Source organism: Microbulbifer sp. CNSA002 (genome assembly GCF_047324085.1).
Lineage (GTDB): Bacteria > Pseudomonadota > Gammaproteobacteria > Pseudomonadales > Cellvibrionaceae > Microbulbifer.
In genome coordinates this window covers 435695-449218 of sequence record NZ_CP172449.1, presented here as the reverse complement: position 1 = coordinate 449218, position 13524 = coordinate 435695, and the positions used below count along the sequence as shown (strand labels likewise).

Here is a 13524-nt window from a genome sequence, read left to right as displayed (position 1 = left end):
GCGCAGCTAAGTTGAAATGCACTATTTGCACCACACTATATTGGAGTGAATAGTAGAGAGAACAAGTTATGTCAGAGCAGTATCCCGAACGCAGCCACGAAGCCCGAGAACAAAGCGGGCGCGACCTGGCCATCATGGTTTACCTGATCCAGGCGATCAGCTTATTTACCGCAGTACCATTTTTTATCGGGGTATTAATCAATTACTTTAAGCGCAGCGATGTTCGCGGAACCCTGGCCGAGTCTCATTTCCGCTGGCAGATTCGCACCTTCTGGTTTTGGCTGCTGTGGACCATTGTTGGCTCCCTAACCATTTGGGTACTGGGGCTGGGCTATCTGATTCTGGCAATTAACTGGGTGTGGGTAATCTATCGGGTTATTCGCGGCTGGCTGATGCTGGTAGACAGACGTCCGACCTATTAAAAGTAAGCCTTCAATTTGGGGCCCGAGTGATTGTGGGCCCTTGTAAAATTCTGAGTTATTTAAATAAATTCCCCGCTTCGAATATTTAATCCACTTTCACACTTCAATACTTCGGACAGTTTTAAGAGATGAAATGGGTAGGAATTATGGGCAGGTATTGCCTAACGTCTCATGGACACAACTTTCAACGACTTGGATCTAGGTCTAAGATGCAGAAAAGTTGCCAGTATTTATGAACGGTATAGTGACTACGGGGCTATAGCTGGATAAAGCCTTCCGAAGTGTTACGATTTAAGAATTACAAGATAGTACTGCTGTGGTTCTGTGGGGCTGCTATAACAGTTTTGTCTCATCGATAACCCCAACAACTAAGACTTGAGTATGGCTGATGATGGAGATGACAATGTGGTAAATTATCTGTCAACGAATATCAGCGCGGCTCTGGTTGTTGTCGACATGCAAAACGATTTTTGTTGCGCGGGGGGCTATTACGACCGTAGGCGACAGGGTTCCAGCAATATTGAGCTTGAAACTCCGTCACCAAGTAGAGATTGGAGTCCGCGGATCATCCGCAAAGGTGATGATCTGAAAAAGGTAGTTAATAATATTATTTTATGTATGAGGGTTGCCAAAGAGAGAGAGATTCCTATTCTTCTGTTAAAGACAGTTATTAAGCCAGATCATAAATATCTTAATTCTTTTCTTCGTGGCGAGGAAAATAGAGGTAGGTGTTACTATCCGTGTAAGTTAGGTACTTGGGGTGCGGAAATTATAGAGCCTATTTGGCAGATGGCAGAAGAGGGGGTAATTGTAGTTGAAAAGCATGTTTATAACGGCTTTGTTGGTACCTCCCTGGAAGAGGAATTACTAAGTTTAGGGGTTGATACAGTTTTTATTGTCGGTGTGGAAACACACATATGTGTCCTGGCTACTGCACAAAGTGCTTCATTTCGCTTCAAGACGTATGTTTTTGAAGATGCTGTTTGGAGTGCCAATTGTGAGCTTGCTAAGCATGCACTTTCAATATTTAAAGATGGTTATGGTTATATCGCTGACCACAAGATTTTGTATTTTGTGGGGGTATCACATGGCTCTCCATAAACAATATTTTAGAGTTGGTTTATCTTGAATTTAGGTTTCTGTCTAAACTATTTCGAATAGCTTGCCATATCCTAAAAATTTCGCGCAGTTTTAGGCTGTAAAACAGGCCGGCCCTTGGGTAGACCCTGAGGAAAATAAGGTTCGACCCTTCCGGGTATCTCGCTAAGATAGTAAAACTGTCAAGCGAGGTTAAGTATGAAAACAAAAAGTACACGAAGGAAATTCAAGCTGGAATTCAAGAAAGGTGTCTGAGCTCTAGTCTCTGAGCAAGGATATTCATTTTCTAGGACTGCAGAGGCTGTAGGAACCAATACCTGCGACGTGAGGTAAAGCAGTTGTGTATGGAGAAAGAAATCACAATTTTTTTCATGGGGAGGTTGTCTTCCTGTCGATATTACTAATAAGCCAACTCCCCGATCTCTGAAGACCTTTTGCCCTGCTCGCGTCTCAGTATCCTATGCATTGTCACTACTTCAGTGCCCCCCGGTGAGGATTAACCTTAAACAGGGCGACTTCGGTGTGTAGCCATCTTTTTGTCGTGATAGTTTTTTATTTATCCTTATCAGTGCAATTTAAGACCGGGATTCACTGCTCGATTGGCTTGACTAAGTAAATAGAGCAGTATGGCCTTGGGCCAGCCGTGGATTGCCGCCAAGTGCATTTGGTAAAGGGAGTGGTAGGCCAAACTGGCAATACGGCCCTCAAGAGTAAGGTTTCTTCTTACAAAAGACCCCCTTAAGTTTCCTACAGCAGTGTTTGTACTAAGAGAAACCAGCGAACCACGATCCCGGTAATAGAAGTGCCCCAGGGATTTTTTTTCTATCAGGGCGATCAGGTTGGTGGAACAGAGCTTGGCCATCTGTTGTGCGGCGAGTGCGCGTGATGGTACACGCCGTTTGTTACCGTCGATGCAGCTGGCACAATCCCCTATAGCAAAGACATGGGGGTCATTTTTGCTTTGCAGGGTGGTTTTCACCTCTATCTGGTTGAGTTGGTTGGTGAAGAGACCATCCAACTGAGTGAGGAACTCCGGTGCCTTAACCCTGGTGACCCAGGCTCGAATTGCTGCGGGGATCTCTTTGCCGTCATCGGTAGTGAGGCTGTTGGCACTTGCAGTCTCAATATGGCAGTTGGTAAGTATACGAACCCCCATTTTAGATAGTTCTCGCGCGGCGCTGTTGCCTAATCTTGCCGGTAATCCCGGTAGTAACTGAGGCTCGGCCTCGACTAATGTAATGTCAATGGCACCGGTTCGGATACGACCATATTGACTAACCTGTCTACTAGCAGCCATCAGCTCCGCAGAAAGCTCCACCCCAGTACAGCCACCGCCGATAATGGCAATTTGTAATGTTCTATCGGGGTGTGTTTCTAGGCATAAAAAGTAATCGAGCAGTTGCTTGTGAAATTTGTGTGCCTGCTCAATGCTGTCGAGAGGAATGCAGTGCTCGCGCACTCCTTGTGTATTGGAGTCATCGCTTATGCTGCCAACGCAGATCACGAGATAGTCGTACTCTAGCTCGCGCGGAGGTATTAGTTCGCAGCCTTTGTCATTCAGCACCGCCCCTAGGGTCAAAATCTGGCGCTTCCTGTCGAGGGATTGTAGTGAGCCGAGCTGGAATTCATAGCCATTAGAGCTGGCGTGAATTTGGTAGTTAAGAGCATCCATGCTGGTATCTAATGTGCCAGTGGCCACCTGATAGATTAGGGGCTTCCAGATATGGGTGCGATTCTTATCGACTAAAGTGATCTGAGCAGATGGGGCCTTACGCTTAAGCCCAAACATCCGAGTAGAATTGAAATGGCGTCCAAGTCGAGTTGCTAAATGAAGGCCGCTGGCTCCGCCACCGATGATCACAATCTTTTTCATGAAGGTTGGTCATCCTGTTTATTACTTAAAAAGTTGACTCACTAATCTTTTTATAACTCTTGTTGTATATAGGTGCTTGTCGGCGTCAATTTTGACGTCATAAAACTCAGAATTAACGGCGATAAAGTAATTTAGGCTAGTACGGGATTATCACACTTGGCTGTGTTCCGCTTCGTTATCGCGGGTAAGTAACTGCCGTCATTAGCCATTTCTACGCAGGTTTACCTTTGGGTGTAGCTTCTCATTGCTACTGATCACATCAATGATAGAGGCTTGGCTGCAACTCTCTACGGTAGTGCGCACACACAGGGCTCCACTTTGTCTGCCGCCTCTGCAGTGAACAGGCCACCAAAGTCCTATGGATCTATGAACAGGGCCCAATGTCGCAGGGATTGCCATTCTTGCAGGTTTTATTCAAAAGCCGCGATACAGATGCGCGCCCAGCAACGGGTTAGTAGCCCACATTTACAACGCTATGGCGTGGGCGTGGGAAATCTATCTCTATTGAGTAGACGCCAACCTTTTGGATAGGGTAGGAAAAAAATGGTGAAAATACAGAGTGAAGAACATGTATATTGAATACACAAGAGATTTCAAAGTTAGAGTGGTAGTTCTCATTAATCAACTGAAAGTAGAGAAGGCAAATTGGTCGAGAGGCCCAGCCGTAGAATAAGTATGACAAAGGCAGCGAAATCTCAATCTCAATCTCAATCTCAATCTCAATCTCAATCTCAATCTCAAAATGATGATAATGAGATAAAATGTTTAAGAAAATAGGTTAAGAAATTATAGAAGGAGGAAGCTTCCCTAAAAAGTGGGAAGTATTTCTGAAAGATTCGCGTGGGCAGCCCTTAATCCGTAGGGAATTGGTGTCAGGTACCTATGTAGATATTTGAGCGATTCACCCCAGGAGTTTTATAAGTGGCTTCACCGTGATGAGAGTGATCGAGACATAGAAAATTGGCGAACTCTAGAAAGCACTTTCTCTCATGAGAATGCTATAGAAGGAGCGCGCGTAGCTTCCTACTGTGAGTATGAGTCAGTTAAATATACAACTTGGCTTCAGGTAATATAAAGGAATTATTGATTTTCTGAGCTAAGAATAACTAAGCCTCTGTACGCATTCTCGTTTCTATCGTTCCTTTCTTATTAATTTTCCTTAAGATCTCGCATTTGTTTTTGTAGGCTTTCCGAATCTGTATTAATACTTTCTACCGGTTGCCCTGCGATAACAAGAACTTCGGGAAATAAGCGTCGTTTTCTTTTCTTTTTAAACTGCTGCACTGAATTCTCGGCTTGGGAACCGGCTCCATGTAAGGCAATGGGAATAACCGGAACAGACTTGCGCTTTAAAATTTCCTCAAGGTCTTTCAGAAATGGCTGCAACTCGCCATCTTCGCTGATTTTTCCCTCAGGAAAAATACAGAGTAATTCCCCATTTTCAAAACTCTCCACTATGGTTTTGTAAGTGCGTTCACGGCTGTTTGGATCATCGAGATCCAAACCTATGGGAATAGCATCGCTCATATGCAATATACATCGCAGTAAGCGGGATTTATAGATTTTAGGGTGTGCGATAAAGCGCACATAACGCTCGATGGTGTCCGCTAATATTACTGGATCTAGAAAACTGATGTGGTTACTGATAATGAGGGCGGGTCCCTCTCTGGGGATTTGATCCAATCCTTTTAGGCTGACCCGATAGAGGATTCGTGCAGGCAGCAATAGCAGCCCGCGCATGATGAACTCTGGTAGCTTGGCAAAAATCAGGGCGACCACAATCAGGTTTAGTAAAGCGATAATGATGAAATATGTGGGGATAGAGATCTTTAGGATATCCAGGAAAGTGATACTCACGAGAGTAGCGGCCACCATAAACAGTGCATTGACCATATTGCTGATCGCGATAATCTGCGAGCGGATCTTTACACTTGAGCGGTCTTGGATCATTGCGTACAAAGGAACAGTAAAAATACCGCCAAAAATACCAAGGAGCGCCATATTGAGAAGGATCCAATAGGAACCATGATGATTAAAAAATTGAGTCAGGTTTGCGTTGGGAAGTGTATGAAAACTATTGGATTGGAGACCCAGCGCCAATCCAGCGCAAGTGATGCCAATAGCACCCAATGGCACTAAACCCGATTCGATACGACCTCGGGATAGCCAGTTGCACAGCAACGACCCCAAGGCAGTGCCCACAGTGAGGCTGCTCAACAACAAAGTGATAACATCTTCATTTCCACCAAGAGTATCGCGGGTAAAGTTGGGAATCTGCGCAAGGAATGCGGTGATTGTCAGCCAGAACCAGGAAATAGCGAAAATGGAGTAAAACACTGGAGGTGTCTGCCATGCCAAGTACATGACACGCACGACGTGTGCCACCGGGTTCCAATTGATGTGCAGTTTCGGAGATGAAGGCGGGGCCTTAGGAATTGCACAACTTGCCAGAAAACCAATGACGGCCATGAATACCAAAATGACCGCGATAAATGTCAATCCGTGTTGGCCGGGATGGGTGAATCCGACCAATATAGTACCGACAATTGTTCCGGTCAGGGTACCAATAAAAGACCCCATTTGGATTAACGCATTGCCAGCGAGTAGCTCACTTCTATTTAATTGCTGGGGTATCAGGGAAAATTTTGCCGCACTGAAAAGTGTAGAGGAAGTGCCATAGCAGAAAAAGACCACCATGCTCAGGGCATAATGCTGGGTAAACATAGCAATAATACCCACGATACCTATGCCTATTTCGGCCAATTTGTAGATTCTGATGAGCTTACTTTTATCGAACTTATCGGAGATTTGGCCTGCCAAGGAGGAAAAGAGGAAGTAGGGCAGAATCATCAGGCTAAAGGCAATATTGATCAGCGTGTTAGCTTCTTCTTCAGCCATACGGAATGCGAGTAGAACTATTAACCCATTCTTGTACATATTACGACTGAAAACTGCAAGAACCTGGGTTACAAACAGCGGTAGAAAACGCCGCGTACCGAGCAGCTTAAACTGGTTTTGAGCCATTACTTATCGCTCTTGTGGGCAATGCTCCGCATGGTGGCTGTGGCGCTATAGATTGCTGCTTAAAGATCCAATGATGCCTATGCAGCTATGGATCTATCGGCTGAAATCCGAATCTGTACCTGAATATAGCGAATTCAGTAAACTGTCCGAAATGTTGACACTTTAAAACCGCCACAATCTGGCTGGACATTAACGCACCGATATTTCCCGTTATTTTTCCGCCAAAAGTTGCAGCTGCAACATTGCATGCTTCAGCGCAAAGTGTGCGAATATGCCTATCCGATTGACTTTCACCGCGTTGTTAACAGGGAGAAATAGATTCGTGAACCAGGACCAGAATGCCCCCTTGCGGGAAGATGTACGCTTGCTGGGTGAAGAACTCGGCGCAGTATTACGAAACCAAGTTGGCGAGCCACTATTTGATACCGTTGAAAATATTCGTCAGGCGGCCGTTGAAAGCCGCAGCAAAGGGGCTATGCAGGCCGATCATTTGCGAGAGCTACTCGACCCCCTGGATGATGCGACCCTATTGGAAGTTGCCCGGGCATTCAGCCAATTTCTAAACCTGGCCAATATTGCCGAACAGCGCCACCGCGAGAGACTGCACCGCCAGCACCAGCGCTTTCCCGGAGATCCCGATACTGACCGCGGCCTGCGACAGGTACTGGCGGAGTTAAGCAAAGCGGGTAAATCTCCCGAGGAAATCCACGGAACACTTAAAGAGCTATCCGTAGAACTGGTCCTAACCGCTCATCCCACCGAAGTGACACGCCGTACCCTAATTCGCAAATACGATCGAGTCGCAGACCTGCTCAACACACTGGACAGGCCCGACCTGACCCCAGAAGAATCCCAGGATTTACGTCGCCACCTACAAGAGCAGATCCTTTCTGCCTGGAGCACAGACGAGATCCGCCGCTCCAGGCCCACCCCAGTTGATGAAGCCAGGTGGGGCTTTGCCACCATTGAACAATCCCTGTGGCAGGCACTTCCCAGAAGTATGCGGGAAATAGACAGTGAATTGGCCCTGGCCAAGCTGCCCCCATTACCGGTGGATTGGGTTCCCATCCACTTTGCCTCTTGGATGGGGGGAGACCGGGACGGCAACCCCAATGTCACCGCGAGCGTCACCCGGGAAGTCCTGCACCTAGCCCGCTGGATGGCCGCCGACCTCTATCTGCGCGATGTGGAAAACCTGCTCGCAGATTTGTCCATGCATCGCGCCAGCGAAGAACTTTTACAGCGCACTGGGCCCAGCCACGAGCCCTATCGCCTGGTGCTGCGCCAGGTTCGCGACCGTCTCAAAATAACCCGGGAAAAAATGGAGGCCCGCATTGGTCGACGCGCAGAGCCTTCCGGCCTCGCGTTTAGCAGCAGCGAGCAGCTGGCCGACGAGCTGCGACTGATCGACCGCTCCCTGCGCGCTGTGGGCCTCTCAGCCATCGCCGATGGCCAACTTAAAGATACCCTGAGGCGACTCAACTGCTTCGGCATCACTTTATTGCGCTTGGATATACGACAGGAATCCACCCGCCACGCTGACACCCTGGATGCCATTACCCGCTATCTGGGTATGGGCAATTACAGCAGTTGGAGTGAAGAGGAGAAACAGGAGTTCCTGGTGTCCGAGCTAGACAGCCGCCGCCCACTGGTGGACGAAAGCTTTTACCGCAGTGACTTTTGTGACGAAGAGGTAAGCGAGGTCTTACAGACCTGCAAGGTCATTGCCGAACAGGGTCCCGAGGGATTAGGTGCCTACGTTATCTCAATGGCAACCACACCTTCCGATGTTCTCGCAGTAATGCTGCTGCAAAAAATTGCCGGGGTGCAGGTGCCAATGCGAGTGGTTCCCCTGTTTGAAACCCTCGACGATCTCGATGGTGCAGCTACCACTATGAGTACCCTGCTGAATATCCCCCTCTACAAGCAGCGTGTCCTAGATGGCCAGGAAGTGATGATCGGCTACTCGGACTCCGCCAAGGACGCTGGCTTCCTGGGCGCCGCCTGGGCCCAGTACCGCACACAGGAAGCACTCACCGGAATATTCCGCAACCACGGTATCCCCCTAACTCTGTTTCACGGCCGTGGCGGCTCCATATCCCGGGGCGGCTCGCCTACTCGTATGGCCCTGCTGTCGCAACCACCGGGATCAATAGCCGGGCGTATTCGCGTTACCGAACAGGGAGAAATGATTCGCTTCAAATACGGCCGTCCCTCTGTAGCCGCCTACAATCTGGAGCAGTATGTCGCCGCAACTCTGGAGGCAACACTGATGCCCCCGGCAGAGCCGCGTTCGGAGTGGCGCGCGGAGATGGACCGGCTCACGGAAGTCTCCGTCGGCAACTATCGGGAAGTCGTGCAGGATGATCCAGCCCTGGTGGCTTACTTGCGCACTGTCACCCCGGAAACCGAGCTGAGCCGCCTGGCCCTGGGCAGTCGCCCGGCAAGGCGTAAACCCGGTGGCGGTGTCGAATCACTGCGGGCGATTCCGTGGGTGTTTGCCTGGACCCAGATACGACTGATGCTACCGGCCTGGCTGGGCACTGGCGCCGCCTTGGAGAATGCCCTCAAGCATGCAGATGAAACCGATATCTTGCGGGATATGAGTCGCCAATGGCCCTTTTTCCAGGGCGTTGTGGATATGCTAGAAATGGTACTGGCCAAGGCCGATCCCCGCGTTGCCTCCTGGTACGAAGAACGACTCACCCAGGATGCAGAACTAATCCAATTGGGTGTCAGTTTGCGAGAGCGACTGGCTCACACCGTAGAGGCCCTAAAACAACTTACCGGGCGGGAGAGCTTGTTGGATAACAATCCCGTAATGCGCTGGTCCATCCGCGTGCGTGATCCCTACACTGACCCTTTACACCTATTGCAGGCCGAGCTGATGGCACGTTTGCGCGAACGGGAAAGTGATGCGGTATTGGAAAGCGCGCTGATGGTCACTATCGCGGGGATTGCAGCGGGCATGCGCAATACGGGTTAAAAGACCCTGATACTGGGATTTGAGGCCTGCTCTTTTCACAACAGCAGGCCCCCAAGCAATCAGAACCTGCCGGTAAGTGCCATCACGAACAGGTCTGCCGGCAACTGTTCTCCATTCACCTCCAGCTGGCCACGGTTGACCTTGAGGTACATTTGCAGCTCGCCATTGTCTTCGATCAGCAGGCCATAATCTCGCAAAAGCATTGCCTGTCCTACCAGGGGAGACTGCAAAAGCGCCTGCTCTGCAGCGCTAACGGTCATACTACCTACCAGCGGTTTGAGCCACTGATCGATCTCACTGGCACCTCGGCGGGAGGATTTGCGCATACCCCGCCAATCGATATCAGCATCTACTAACACAGGGCCATTGCGAGATTGAATCGCCAGCTGTTGCTCCAGGCGCAGCGGGCGGCTCATTTCACGGGCCCAATTCCGCTCAGGGGCCGGCAACAATACGCGCAGGTAGTGCCCCAGATCCGCAGTCTTAATTCTCGGCAAGGTCATCTGTTGGCGCACAGAGGTAATCGGTGTTGCCGAGTCCACGGTGGGGAGCTTCAGGTCACTGATAACTTTCAGGGTCTGTGCCGCCAATTCTTCCAAGGTCAGGTCCAGGGTAACATCGCGCAATTGAACCGGCCCGGAATCTGATTCTGCCCTCAGCAACGACAAGCGCAGCTCCGCATTACCGCCCTCGCCGGGCATATATTCAAACTCGCCTTCAAGGGGCTCGGTAAACAGTACTTCGATACCTTCGCGAATATGGCGCAAGCTTCCCAGCTCCACGACACCGTTCAGCACAGCACCGCTGTAATCCGTAGATACGGCAATCTCCCCACCGTCAAACTCCAGCTCCCCGAGTGGGCCGGTATTTTTGAAAGGGTCTAAGCGCAGGGTATTCAGCACCCGGTTGTCGGCGGTAACCAGGGTTTCCAGAACTACCGGACTCGCCTGTAAAGCGCCATAAATGGACTCCAATTGAGCGCGCAATTCAGGCTGTAGTTGATCCAGCTCCAGCCGGGTCTCGGTATAAACCACACCCAGGCGCGGCCCCTTAGAGGTAAGCAACACCGGCCCATGATGGATCTCTGTATTGAGCTGGGTAGTGCCATCCGGCAATGCCACCTCAGTATTGGTTTCAGCACCAAACCATCCGCGTTCGTAACCCGTGGAATTCCCCCCCTGCAAGCGGCCCAACTGCTGCTTCCAAATTTCCTCTACTTTGGGGCCGATAAAACCCGGCGCAGCCAGCGCAGATATCACCATTAGGGCAAGCACAATAAATAGAAGCGAACGCAGTAGTTTCATAAAAAATCATCTAGCGAAGGGGTTTGCGCCGATGGTATCAGATTATGAGGCTATTAGTGCGACATGAGCCTCGTTACTTGGTACGAATGCTGAACATTCATCAACCACGGCATAAGGACCTACGACCCATCTCTAAAGAGCAGAATCTCGGCTTGTAAATTAGTAAATCTAATATTTCAAAAGCTCTGATCAAGCCTAAGAAGAGGGGGTTGTAAGCGGCCATAAATTGAAATTGACCATTATCGCTAGAGATCAGCTCACAAGTCTCTTGATCTCCTGTGGCACGCCTGAGTAATTTTATGGCTCGATGACAGTTTTAAACAACAATGTAATTTTTTAAACCACCCTTTAACTTCCCCTTAATCAGAGAAATTTAAAATGGTAGGTAACAATCTATTTTTCTTGTATTTCAATCTAACCCAGATTCTTATCTCCACGATTTAGCTTTCTTACAAATACCTCCGCAAAATAAAGGTCCTGATTACTATAAGAAAACCGCTATCTAGGAAATTTTTTTGTTTTCTACCTATTCATGTAAAAAATAATTATTGAATTCATAACCGTTATCTCGATCGGATCTTAAAAGATACCTTTACAACAACCGAAACTTCCATTACCGCACGTTGGGACACTCCCCCAGTTTGAGTAGACTTGTGGCCAAACTAGGAGAAGGAGAAGACGTTATGCGATATCTTGTTTCAATGGTGCTCTTGTGTTCTCTCGCAGGTTTCAGTTATGCAGATGACCGCATGACGCGCCTCCCATCCAACGCTGAACCCGTGCAAATTCTCGGCAAGACTTATTATCAAAGTGGTAATACTTTCTATGCCTTTAATGAGCAGGGCCGTTATTTCTACAGAGTACAGCCCCCCACCTCTATTCGTAGTTATGAGAATCCCCGGGATATGTATATCCGCGGCTCACAACCTCGCCCCCAAACTTGGGGTCTGACTAGAGACCAGGTAGAAGGCTGTATGAATGCCGCTGCAGATATGGCAAATGCTAACCCTGCGGTAGGTGGTAAGATTTATATTCGCGAATATAACCGCTGTATCAGTAACTTGCGCTAGCCATTGTGGCTATATTTACTGCTACAAGGGGCCTTCGGGCCCCTTTTTTCAATCGTTATTTTTTTACAGTTACTAAACTAGCAAGTCTTTCAACACACTAAAGCTATCAATCCTCTAATTTTAGAGCTGTGAAATATGCAAGCCGCTATTATCAGGTCTTATGGCAGCCCCATCGAAATTGCACAGATGCCTAAACCTTCACCGGATAAAAATAGTATTTTAGTAAAGGTACAATCGGCCAGTATCAACCCCCTCGATAACTGGGCAATATCGGGGGCTTTACAAAACGTAATGCCTGTAAAAATGCCGCATATTGTCGGGTACGATGTTACTGGGAAAGTAGTAGAAATTGGCAGCGCTGTCAGAAATTTTAAAATTGGCGATCTGATATTTGCACGCCCCGATACAAATCAAGCGGGTACGATTGCCGAATACACTTCAATCAAAGCAATGGACGCAGCTATCCGCCCCTGCAATCTTTCCAACAATGAGTGTGCCGCTTTCCCTCTCGTGGGTTTAACAGCCTGGCAATCTCTCATTGAAGCGGGAAAATTACAGAAAGGGCAAAGAGTTCTTATCCACGCTGGCTCCGGCGGAGTCGGTACTATCGCTATACAAATAGCCAAATATATTGGCGCCTTCGTTGCCACAACCACCAGTGATGCCAACTTTACATTAGTCAAACGACTCGGTGCCGACACTGTTATCAATTATAAAACCGAAAAATTTGAGGAATTACTCGAGGATTATGACCTTGTACTCGACTCTTTAGGCGGAGAAGTATTAGAAAGGTCTGCCAAAGTTCTTAACAAACATGGTCTATTAGTATCAGTCTCCGTCAAAGCTAAAGGAGCAGATACCTTAATTGAAAAGATGAGGCAGCGTCTCCAACTAGTCTATTCATGGCCAAGTGGCACTACTCTCGCAGAACTTGCTTCATTACTTGAGAAAGGATTTTTGAAACCGGTTATTGATAGAGTCTACCCCATACATGAAACTCAAGCCGCACTCGACTACCTAAATAAGGGAAGAGCCAAAGGTAAAATAGTTATTGATGTGTTGCAGGGTAAATAAACGATAGTATAGGATTTCAACCTAGACTCAAAAAAACTGGAGCCCTAGTGAAACGGATATTTCTATTTTTGGGTACCCTGATTTCTGCCGCCAGTTATGCACAAAATATAACTTTGGCCGAAGCTGCTCTGGAGCGAACCTATCATAAGGTACGCTACGATCCTGCTTATGTGTCTATTCCCTATCCAAATGGAGATGTGCCGGCTGATACCGGTGTTTGTACCGACGTAGTGATTCGATCATATAGGAAGCTGGGGATCGATTTGCAAAAAGAAGTTCACGAGGACATATCGGGTCATTTTCAAGCCTACCCATCTAAACGCATTTGGGGACTTTCCAGGCCAGATAAAAATATTGATCACCGGCGAGTACCCAATCTACAGGCTTTTTTTACTCGCAAAGGACAATCACTCTCAATAAGTGACAAGGCAGAGGATTATCTACCAGGGGACATCGTTACCTGGATGCTGCCCGGTAATTTACCACATATCGGTATTGTGACTGCGAAACGCTCTCTAAAGACCAACCGGTACTTGGTCGCACACAATATCGGGGCTGGACCCGTGCTGGAAGACATGCTGTTTTCCTTTAAAATTACCGGGCATTACCGATACAACGCAGGTCAGGCAACCGAAAAGATTGAGTAGCGAAAAAACTACGCTATTGCCAAGCG

General features: G+C 48.2%; 9 protein-coding genes. 6 read left to right on the top strand and 3 right to left on the bottom strand.

The features are described from left to right. The first annotated feature begins 68 nt into the window (after nucleotides 1-68). Nucleotides 69-422 (top strand): DUF4870 family protein, encoded by a 354-nt coding sequence (locus ACG1BZ_RS01920; protein ID WP_413664182.1) that lies wholly within the window; start codon nucleotides 69-71, stop codon nucleotides 420-422. Nucleotides 423-803: 381 nt separating this feature from the next. After that, nucleotides 804-1523, top strand: coding sequence for a cysteine hydrolase family protein (locus ACG1BZ_RS01915; protein WP_413664181.1), 720 nt, complete (start codon nucleotides 804-806; stop codon nucleotides 1521-1523). A gap of 562 nt (nucleotides 1524-2085) precedes the next feature. On the opposite strand, the gene ACG1BZ_RS01910 is transcribed toward ACG1BZ_RS01915, so the two are convergent. Continuing rightward, nucleotides 2086-3393, bottom strand: a complete 1308-nt coding sequence (locus ACG1BZ_RS01910) for an NAD(P)/FAD-dependent oxidoreductase (RefSeq protein WP_413664180.1) — start codon at nucleotides 3391-3393, stop codon at nucleotides 2086-2088. Between the two features lie 1149 nt (nucleotides 3394-4542). Continuing rightward, nucleotides 4543-6417 (bottom strand): MFS transporter, encoded by a 1875-nt coding sequence (locus tag ACG1BZ_RS01905; protein WP_413664179.1) that lies wholly within the window; start codon nucleotides 6415-6417, stop codon nucleotides 4543-4545. A gap of 322 nt (nucleotides 6418-6739) precedes the next feature. Here ACG1BZ_RS01905 and ppc point away from each other — a divergent pair, with 322 nt between their 5' ends. Further along, nucleotides 6740-9403, top strand: a complete 2664-nt coding sequence (gene ppc / locus ACG1BZ_RS01900) for a phosphoenolpyruvate carboxylase (protein ID WP_413664178.1) — start codon at nucleotides 6740-6742, stop codon at nucleotides 9401-9403. A gap of 59 nt (nucleotides 9404-9462) precedes the next feature. Here the strand turns inward: ppc and ACG1BZ_RS01895 are convergent, their stop codons facing one another. Continuing rightward, nucleotides 9463-10707 (bottom strand): DUF945 family protein, encoded by a 1245-nt coding sequence (locus ACG1BZ_RS01895; RefSeq protein WP_413664177.1) that lies wholly within the window; start codon nucleotides 10705-10707, stop codon nucleotides 9463-9465. Nucleotides 10708-11390: 683 nt separating this feature from the next. Between ACG1BZ_RS01895 and ACG1BZ_RS01890 the strand changes: the two genes are divergently transcribed. The 3 genes from ACG1BZ_RS01890 to ACG1BZ_RS01880 all read left to right on the top strand — a co-directional run bounded on the left by ACG1BZ_RS01890 (nucleotide 11391) and on the right by ACG1BZ_RS01880 (nucleotide 13498). Next, nucleotides 11391-11777, top strand: coding sequence for a hypothetical protein (locus ACG1BZ_RS01890; protein ID WP_282934530.1), 387 nt, complete (start codon nucleotides 11391-11393; stop codon nucleotides 11775-11777). 135 nt (nucleotides 11778-11912) lie between these two features. Beyond that, nucleotides 11913-12851, top strand: coding sequence for an NADP-dependent oxidoreductase (locus tag ACG1BZ_RS01885; protein ID WP_413664176.1), 939 nt, complete (start codon nucleotides 11913-11915; stop codon nucleotides 12849-12851). Nucleotides 12852-12898: 47 nt separating this feature from the next. Continuing rightward, nucleotides 12899-13498, top strand: a complete 600-nt coding sequence (locus ACG1BZ_RS01880) for a DUF1287 domain-containing protein (RefSeq protein ID WP_413664175.1) — start codon at nucleotides 12899-12901, stop codon at nucleotides 13496-13498. The last annotated feature ends 26 nt before the right edge of the window (nucleotides 13499-13524 follow it).

Bases quoted from the DNA above. Each gene is read 5' to 3' on its own strand.
- ACG1BZ_RS01920 (WP_413664182.1), top strand. From the start codon at position 69: ATGTCAGAGCAGTATCCCGAACGCAGCCACGAAGCCCGAGAACAAAGC.
- ACG1BZ_RS01915 (WP_413664181.1), top strand. From the start codon at position 804: ATGGCTGATGATGGAGATGACAATGTGGTAAATTATCTGTCAACGAAT.
- ACG1BZ_RS01910 (WP_413664180.1), bottom strand. From the start codon at position 3,393: ATGAAAAAGATTGTGATCATCGGTGGCGGAGCCAGCGGCCTTCATTTA.
- ACG1BZ_RS01905 (WP_413664179.1), bottom strand. From the start codon at position 6,417: ATGGCTCAAAACCAGTTTAAGCTGCTCGGTACGCGGCGTTTTCTACCG.
- ACG1BZ_RS01895 (WP_413664177.1), bottom strand. From the start codon at position 10,707: ATGAAACTACTGCGTTCGCTTCTATTTATTGTGCTTGCCCTAATGGTG.
- ACG1BZ_RS01890 (WP_282934530.1), top strand. From the start codon at position 11,391: ATGCGATATCTTGTTTCAATGGTGCTCTTGTGTTCTCTCGCAGGTTTC.
- ACG1BZ_RS01885 (WP_413664176.1), top strand. From the start codon at position 11,913: ATGCAAGCCGCTATTATCAGGTCTTATGGCAGCCCCATCGAAATTGCA.